Origin of the sequence: Burkholderia sp. ZZQ-2 (genome assembly GCF_050768715.1) — a bacterium.
GTDB lineage: Bacteria > Pseudomonadota > Gammaproteobacteria > Burkholderiales > Burkholderiaceae > Burkholderia > Burkholderia cepacia.
Map to the genome: position 1 here is coordinate 1 of NZ_LDVA01000007.1, position 6,127 is coordinate 6,127.

Genomic DNA, 6,127 nt, shown 5'->3' on the forward strand with positions numbered 1-6,127 from the left:
CCGCGAGCGCGCCGAACAGCGATGCCATCCCGTGCCGCACGGCGGCCGCGCGTTGCGCGAGATCCTCCGATTCGGCCTTGCCGAGCGCGAGCAGATCGTCGATGCCGTAGATGCCGGCGAACAGCGCGTGCCGCTTGTCGTCGGCCGGTGCCGCCGCGAGGCCGTTGCGCTGCGCGGCGATGACCCGCGCGACGTCGGCGGTGACGCGCGTCACCAGCGCGTCGAGTTTCGCGTGCACGTCGCGCGTGCCGAGCAGCATCGACACGAGGCTCAGGCACAGCACGCCGATCGCGACCGTCGAGCCACGCCCGATCACGTGTTCGAAGGTCAGCTCGGGATGCTGCATCGCGCCGTAGGTCGCGAGGCCGATCGTGTAGCCGGCCACGACGGTGCCCGACGCGCGGAAGTGCCGCAGCAGCGTCATGCCCGCGACGCAGACGCCGAGCCAGAACGCGAAGCCGAGGATGAACAGCAGCGGCTGCTGCGCGAAGCAGCCCATCAGCACGAACGCGACGACCATCCCCGCGATCGTGCCGACCACGCGCCACACGCCCTTGCCGATCACCGCGCCCTGGACGGGATTGATCACGAGCAGCACCGTCGACGCGGCCGAATACGGCGTTTCCAGTTCGAGCAGGTACGCGACGCCGAGCGCGAGCGCGGCGGCGATGACCGAGCGCGCGACATACGCGCCGCGCGGCGTGAAGATGTCGATGCGCGCGATCAGCGCCGCGGCCGCGCGAGTCAGGCGGCGGGGCGGCGCCGCGACGGCGCGCGTCTGATCTGCTGCGTCATGCACTGCACTCGCTCCATGAGAAAGGACGAAGCCAGTCTACGGTCGCGCCATGCATGCCGAACAGTGACGTCTTTGCACTCGACGAGTGCGTGCAACGCATCCGTCATGCATGCGCCGCACGCAGCGCCGGCTGGCCGGTGCACAGCCCGCGCACGACACGCCGCAACCACTGGTGCGCGGGGTCGCTCTGGAAGCGCGGATGCCACGCCTGCGTGATCAGCACGGTTTCGAGCGGCACCGGCAGTTCGAACGTGCGCACGCCGAGCCCGGCCCGCACCGCGCCGCGCGCGAGATGCTCGGGCAGCGGCAGGATCAGGTCCGACGCCTGCAGCGCGAAGATCGCCGCATACGGCGTCGGCACGACGAGCAGCACGTGGCGCGCGAGCCCGCGCGCGGCGAGCGCGTCGTCGATCGGCCCCGCCGACTTGCCGCGCCGCGAGACGCCGATATGCGGCCAGCGCGCGAAGCGCTCGGGCGTGATGTCGTCGTCGAAGATCGGGTGGTCGTGGCGCGCGAGGCCGACGAAGGTCGTCGTGAACAGCGGCTGCACGCGAATCTCCGGCCCCAGGCGGCGCGACGCGCTGATGAAGAGGTCGATGCGGCCGCTGCGCAATGCGTCGTCGTCGATGTCGTCTTCCTCGGGCATGAAGCGCAGCATCGCGCGCGGCATCCCGCGCGCCATCTCCTCGAGCAGCCGGCTGCTGTGCAGGCCGACGAAGACGTCGTTCGCACGCACGTTGAACTGCTTGTCGAGCGTGCCGAGATCGATTTCCGCGGACGGCGCGAGCAACTGCGATGCGCGCTCCACGGTTTCGCGGACGACGCCGCGCAGTTCGAGCGCACGCGGCGTCGGCACCATCTTGCGGCCGGCCTGCACGAAGATCGGGTCGCCGACCGTTTCGCGGATGCGCGCGAGCGTGCGGCTCATCGCGGGCGGGCTGAGGTTCATGCGGCGTGCGGCGCCGACGACGCTGCCCTCTTCGAGCAGCGCATCGAGCGAAATCAGCAGGTTCAGGTCGGGTGCCATCGGCTTCTCCGTTTCATCGCGTGCATGCGGCGCAATGGTAGTGCGTGATGTGCGCGCGCAGCGTGACTGCGGCGCACGCAACGATTGCGTGCGGCATCACGCGTGACGCACGCATCGGTGGGGGCGCGTGTTTGCTCGAGCACACGAGCCTGGTGCGAACCCCGCGAACGAATGCTCGAAACAACGGAACGTGCGCCCGTTACCTGCCGCCGGCATCGGACGGCAGCGAGCGGACGGCGGCGAACGCGCCGTTCACGTACATCAGCGGGTTCACGTCGGCGGACATCGCGACGCGCGTGACCCGCCCGACCAGAATCGAATGCGAGCCGACCTCGACCTGTTCGAGCGTGTCGCAGAAGAACGACGTCTGCGCGTTCTCGAGATAGGGCAGGCCCGTCGCCGCGTCGGTACGCCATGCGTCGTGCGCGAAACGCGCGTCGGAGCCCGTCGTGCTGCACGCGAGCGCGAGCGGCACGTGGCAGCTTCGCAGCGCGTTCACGCAGAAGCGCCGGCGGCCGGTGATCGACGCGTGAATGCTCGCGCGCCGGTTGATGCACACCAGCACGGTCGGCGGATCGAGCGCGACCGACGTGAACGAGCTGGCAGTCAGCGCGCACGGTGCGGCGGCGGCGCCGTCGCCGCCGGTCGTCACGATCGTGACGGTGGCGGCCACGCCGCGCATCGCCTGTTTCAGTTGCTGCGCAATGTCCACGGTGTTCGTCATGATGCGGTCCTGTCGCGAGGAGCCCCGGTACCGCGCGGGTCGCGCCGCGCGGCACCGGGGCGGGCGTCAAAGCTGGTACGCGTCGGCCCAGGTCCAGTGATAGGACTTGAAGTCGGCGCGGCGCGACTTGAGCTCGGCGTCGCGCGCCTGCTGCTCGGGGCCGTCGGGCAGGTGGAATACGCCGCCGTTGCCGGCCGATGCAAGCTGGATCCGCGCGCTGCGGTCGATCCGCAGGCGCTGGTATTCGACCAGCGCGGCGCCGAGCGCGTCCTTCGACGCGAGCCCGGTCACGCACCGGCCGAGCACCACCGCGTCCTCGAGCGCCTGCGCGGCGCCTTGCGACTGGTACGGCAGCATCGGGTGGCACGCGTCGCCGAGCAGGCACACGCTGTCCCACACCCAGCGCGTGAGCGGCTGGCGGTCGTGCAGCGACCAGCGGCTCAGGTCCGACGCGCAGCGGATCAGCCCGACGAGGCGTGGATCCCAGCCGGCAAGCTCGGCCTCGAGCGTCGCGCGGTCGCCCTTGCTGCTCCACGATTCGCGCGTGCTGCCGTCGCCCGGCACGATCACGACGAGGTTCAGCAGCCGGCGGTCGCGCACCCAGTAATGGATGGCGTGCCGGCCGGGCCCGAGCCAGATCGTCACCTGCGGTTCCCGGACGATCTCGAACACGGGCGAGCGCGGGTCGATCGCATCGGCGTCGATCAGCGCACGATACGCGTCGTCGCCGCTGTAGTGCGGCGCGTCGTCGCCGAGCAGCGCGTGGCGCAGCGTCGAATGAATGCCGTCGGCCGCGACGACGAGATCCGCGCGCCAGCGCGTGCCCGCCGCATCGACGAGCGTCGCGCCGTCCGGCCCGTATGCGTCGAGGCCGCGCACCGCGATGCCGCCGAGGACGGCGACCGGCGGGCCGGCCGTGTACGGGTCGCGCACGGCGTCGAGCAGCGCGGCATGCAGGTCGGCGCGATGCGCGTTCCAGTACGGCGCGTTGAACTCGGCTTCGACATCGTCGCCGAGCGGGAAGGAACCGAGCAGGCTGCCGTCCTGCCAGCGGCGGCGGATCGTCGCGATCGGGGCGACGGCGGCCAGCCGCTGCCGGTCGAGCACGCCGAGCGCACGCAGTGCGCGCGTGGCGTTCGGCACGACCTGCAGCCCGGCGCCGACTTCCCGAAACGCCCGGCTCTGCTCGAGGACGGTGACCCGATGGCCGGCGCGCCGCAGCGCGAGCGCGGCGGCGAGGCCGCCGATGCCGGCGCCGACGACGATCGTGTCGAGTGACAGGGACGGTGTCATGGGCGAGCCCGTGGTGGATCCGGAAGGAATCGGCATGGCGTCATAGTCCCGGCAGCACGTCGCGGGCGAACACCTCCAGGTTGTTGCTCATCAGTTCGTACGGCTGCGCGCCGTAGTCGATGTGCCACAGGATCGCGTCGAGACCGAGGTCGGCCTCGAGCGCGCGAATGCGCTGGCGCACGGTGTCGGGCGTGCCGAGCACGGCGGTTGCGTCGAGGTCGGCCGTGTCCATGCCGCCCATCTTGTTCTTCATCGCTTCGTTGTAGCCCTGGTAGGCCGGCGACTGCACCTGCTCCCACGACTTCGCCGCTTCCGCGAAATTGCGCCAGTGATGGCGCAGGCGCGGCTCCGCGAGTGCCAGCGCATGCGCGTCCGACGTGCCGATCATCAGCGGGATGCTGATCGCGACCTGCGGCTTGCGGCCGGTGTGGCCGTGATGGCGCTCGAACGTGTCGCGATAGAGCGCCACCATCTCCTGTGTCTTCGCGAGCGCGGCCTTGCGCGGCGGCGCGGCCATCAGCAGGTTGAAGCCGCGTTCGCCGATCCACTCGAAGCTGGACGGCGTGAGCAGTGCCGCGACCCACACCGGCGGGCGCGGCTGCTGCGTCGGGCGCGGCAGCGATTGCGCGTCGCGGTAGCGGAAGAACGGGGTGTCCTCGCTGGCCGATTCCTCGGCGAGAAGCCGCACCGTCGCGTCGATCGTCTGCTGGAAGCGCGTCTTGCTCGAGTCGAGATCGATGCCGAATGCATCGAATTCGTACGGCAGGAAGGCGCGCGCGAAGCCCAGCTCGAGCCGCCCGTTCGAGATCGCGTCGAGCTGCGCGGCTTCGGCCGCGAGCTGGATCGGATGATGGAACGACGCCTGGATGCCGCCCGTCATCAGGCGGATCGACTTCGTCTGCGCGGCCACGGCCGCGAGGAACATCAGCGGCGACGGGCTGTAGCCGCCGTACGGCTTCAGGTAGTGCTCGGTCATCTTCACGTACGTGTAGCCGAGCCGCTCGGACAGCGCGCTGAGCTTCAGCGCCTGGGCGTAATAGTCGGCCGCCGGGCGGTCGGCCGGGCCGGTATCGGGCAGGAAGGACACGCCGAACTTCATAGACACCTCACAGGTTGATGTGCTGCCGTTGTCTGCAAAGGGGAAGCGATGCCGCGACGAATGCGTCCCCCGGTCGGGAAACAGGATCGCTCGCAAGGCACTTGCAAGGATGATCCAATCATAGGATGATTGGGTCTATGCAAGTCTTACACGTCGCAAGATTTGCTGCAAGCGTTGCTCGGTTGTCGCTCCAGTTCCGCCCGCAAGCGGGCACCCCGGGGGCAGGCTGACGTCGAACGGGCCGGCCTTTCCATTTCTGGCGAGGAATCACGGATGAACGCTCTTCTATCGGTTTCTGGCAAGGCGCTCAGGATGCGGCGGGTGGTGCGTGCCGCGTCGGGCAAGTGTCTGATGGTGCCGCTCGATCATTCGCTCGCGGACGGGCCGATCGCCCATCCGCAGCAGTTGCGGCAACTGGTTGGCGACATCGCCGCGCACGGCGGCGACGCGATCGTCGTGCATCGGGGCCGCGCGCGCTTCCTGGCGCCCGACGTGCTGAGCGATCTCGCGCTCGTCGTGCACCTGAACGGTTGCACGCGCTACGCGGAGGACGCGAACGCGAAGACGCTGTTCGCGAGCGTCGAGGACGCGCTGGCGAGCGGCGCGGACGCGGTCAGCGTGCACGTGAATCTCGGCTCGAAAACGGAATCCCAGCAGCTGCTCGACCTGAGCCGCATTGCGACCGAATGCGCGCGCTGGTCGCTGCCGCTGCTCGCGATGATCTATCCGCGCGGCCCCGGCCTCGGCGATCGTCCGCAGGCCGAACTGATCGCCCATGCGGCGAACGTCGCGGCGGATCTCGGCGCCGACATCGTCAAGCTGCCGTACAGCGGCGACGCCGCGAGCATGGCCGACATCATTGCCGGTTCGTCGCTGCCGGTGCTGGTCGCGGGCGGCGCGAAGCTGCCCGAAGACGAGTTCGTCGCGTTCACGTCGCGGGTGATGAACGCGGGCGCGCTCGGCATCGCGGCCGGCCGCAACGTGTTCGCCGCGCCGAAGGCCGCCCCGCTGATCCGCCGCCTGTCGGACGCGGTGCACGGCGTCGAGCGCCGCGCCGCGCACCTGGCCGCCTGATCCGCTGCGCCGGGCCGTCGTACCCGGTCTTTTTCGACCATCGAGGGTTTCCATGCATCGCTATCCGTGGATCGACCTGCGCGCGCTCGGCGCGCAGGCAGGCGCCGTCGCGGC

6 protein-coding genes are annotated in these 6,127 nt (G+C 70.2%); 1 reads left to right on the forward strand and 5 read right to left on the reverse strand.

The features are described 5' to 3' along the window. The 5 genes from ABY44_RS00070 to ABY44_RS00090 all read right to left on the reverse strand — a co-directional run. Positions 1–799 (reverse strand): FUSC family protein (locus ABY44_RS00070; protein WP_431640667.1); only part of this gene is annotated, 799 nt, incomplete at its 3' end. Between the two features lie 100 nt (positions 800–899). After that, positions 900–1,823, reverse strand: a complete 924-nt coding sequence (locus ABY44_RS00075) for a LysR family transcriptional regulator (RefSeq protein WP_027792352.1) — start codon at positions 1,821–1,823, stop codon at positions 900–902. A 199-nt stretch (positions 1,824–2,022) separates the two neighbouring features. After that, positions 2,023–2,547, reverse strand: coding sequence for a flavin reductase family protein (locus ABY44_RS00080; RefSeq protein WP_060082626.1), 525 nt, complete (start codon positions 2,545–2,547; stop codon positions 2,023–2,025). Positions 2,548–2,613: 66 nt separating this feature from the next. Next, positions 2,614–3,840, reverse strand: a complete 1,227-nt coding sequence (locus ABY44_RS00085) for an FAD-dependent monooxygenase (RefSeq protein ID WP_060172853.1) — start codon at positions 3,838–3,840, stop codon at positions 2,614–2,616. A 40-nt stretch (positions 3,841–3,880) separates the two neighbouring features. After that, entirely contained in the window at positions 3,881–4,927 is a 1,047-nt protein-coding gene (locus ABY44_RS00090) for an LLM class flavin-dependent oxidoreductase (RefSeq protein ID WP_230942759.1), read from the reverse strand. 285 nt (positions 4,928–5,212) lie between these two features. Between ABY44_RS00090 and ABY44_RS00095 the strand changes: the two genes are divergently transcribed. Then, a complete protein-coding gene (locus ABY44_RS00095) occupies positions 5,213–6,013 on the forward strand; it encodes a 2-amino-3,7-dideoxy-D-threo-hept-6-ulosonate synthase (protein ID WP_021164281.1) in 801 nt (266 codons plus the stop codon). Positions 6,014–6,127: the final 114 nt, after the last annotated feature.

What these genes read in the sequence shown, in the direction of transcription:
- ABY44_RS00095 (WP_021164281.1), top strand. Translation starts at nt 5,213, where the DNA reads ATGAACGCTCTTCTATCGGTTTCTGGCAAGGCGCTCAGGATGCGGCGG.
- ABY44_RS00085 (WP_060172853.1), bottom strand. Translation starts at nt 3,840, where the DNA reads ATGACACCGTCCCTGTCACTCGACACGATCGTCGTCGGCGCCGGCATC.
- ABY44_RS00080 (WP_060082626.1), bottom strand. Translation starts at nt 2,547, where the DNA reads ATGACGAACACCGTGGACATTGCGCAGCAACTGAAACAGGCGATGCGC.
- ABY44_RS00075 (WP_027792352.1), bottom strand. Translation starts at nt 1,823, where the DNA reads ATGGCACCCGACCTGAACCTGCTGATTTCGCTCGATGCGCTGCTCGAA.